At 30.9% G+C, this 1882-nt stretch carries 1 protein-coding gene; it reads left to right on the top strand.

Annotated elements, in window-relative coordinates:
• Nucleotides 1-604 precede the first annotated feature (604 nt).
• Nucleotides 605-1771, top strand: coding sequence for a 6-bladed beta-propeller (locus BM043_RS19255; RefSeq protein WP_092794900.1), 1167 nt, complete (start codon nt 605-607; stop codon nt 1769-1771).
• Nucleotides 1772-1882: the final 111 nt, after the last annotated feature.

Raw genomic sequence — 1882 nt, 5'->3', positions numbered from 1 at the left:
AAAAAAAGCCAAAAAATTGATATTCGATCGATTAGTTGGTGATTTAGTTTTCAGTACTGTGAATCTTTGGAGAATTAAAGAATTTATTAGGGGGGCGAAATATTATTTTGTTTTTAATGTTGAAATAATACAATTAGCTGATATTCAGCGATATTCAATATGATGTAAAATTTGGTTTTTAATATTCGAAAATCTACTATTGATACAATTTTAACCAAAAACCAAAAACAAGATGAAAAAACGATTGATTCAACTAGTGGGTGGCCTATGCCTCTGTTTTGTGGCCATGCTAGGAGTAGACCTAGGAAGTGGCAATGGAGATTTTTATTCCGTCCAATTGATAGGTGAGGCTAATGCACAGATTTACCAGGCTTGCCCAGGTGATTTTCTAGCAATGTCATCGGAGACATCTGAAACTATGCTTTGCGCTGTCAATGACCCTTTACCTAGATTAGTAGAAATTACAATTTCAGATTGTGAATACCAGCTACAAACTTGCTGTCCTCCACCTCCAGTGACATCACCTACTTGTCAAGGGCTAGGCTAGTAGTCCTATTATAGAAAAGAGAGGGTTCGCCCTCTCTAAACTTATTTTGATTTTAAAATGCGATTATTCTTCTGTTTTTTACTAGTTCTAATTATCTCTTCATGTAATCTTAAAGAGAGTCACGATTCTGAATCTATAAAGCAGATCAATATCAATACAGATGACCCTAGGAATTTAAGGTTATCGGATATTTTTGCTTCTGTTGAAATAATAACTCTAGATAAAAAGGAAATAGTTGGCGGTGTAGATGATTTAATTTGGACTAAAAATGCTATGATTGTTTTAGATAAGAAAAAAACTAAAACCATATTTATTTTTGATCATAAAGGGCAAATCATATCAAGCATAAAAGCTTCAGGAGAGGGTCCGGGTCAATTCTTGTACCCTAAAAACATTCAATATTCGGAATTACGAAATAGTATTTTTATTTGGTGTTCGGGTACGGCAAAATTCCTTGAATTTAATCTTAATGGTGATTTTATTCAAGAAATAAAATTTGATGGTGTTGTTGCCGTAGGAGATTTTTTTATTCAAAAGGATAAATTTATATTTTATAATTTGATAACAAATTCCGGAAATGAGGAGGTGATATTTTTAGATGAAAAATTTCAGATTTTGCAAAATATTGATCTGGGGAAAATAATTTCAAATGATTTAAAAGTGAGCTCTTTAAAAGAAAATTTCTTTTACCCAACATATGATAATAAAGGCTTTTATTTTAAGCAAGTTTATGGAAACAGGTTAGTCGAGTTTAGAGATAATTATGTGAATTCACTAATAATGTTTAATTATGGTCAACATACTCTTCATTATGATTCTAAAAAGATTTATAGTGCGGGTCAGATTCATGAAAATCTCCTTCAGACCAATTCTATGACAACTGGAGATGATCTTATCGACTTAGAGAACATTTTATTTTTTGAATTCATTGAAGGAAATGTTACAAAACTTGGAGTTTACGATAAAATAATTAAAAAATCCCTTTTCATTGAGGTATTGGAAAATGATATGGATAAGTTATTTGACTTTTCCAGTATTTTATCAACGTTTTCAAATTCTGATGGGTTTTTTTACTTAGTTTATTCGCCTGATATTCTTTTAAGCAGAATAAGAAGAACCTCAAATAATAAATACGTAAACATAAAAACCATTATTGATGCTGATCCTGAAAATCCGGTTATTTTCAAGTATAAGTTTAAGGAAAATATAAAATTAAGTTTTTGAAAGCATTTTTTTGTTCTTTTGGCGATAAAATAAAAGGATATGTATTGAGTATTTTTGTAGGTGGTGGATTGCTGGTTCTATTTCTCTGGCTGATTCATCAGATGGGAGCCC

The sequence above is a fragment of the Algoriphagus hitonicola genome, assembly GCF_900113375.1.
Taxonomy (GTDB): Bacteria; Bacteroidota; Bacteroidia; order Cytophagales; family Cyclobacteriaceae; genus Algoriphagus; species Algoriphagus hitonicola.
This window is presented reverse-complemented; position numbering and strand designations above follow the sequence as displayed.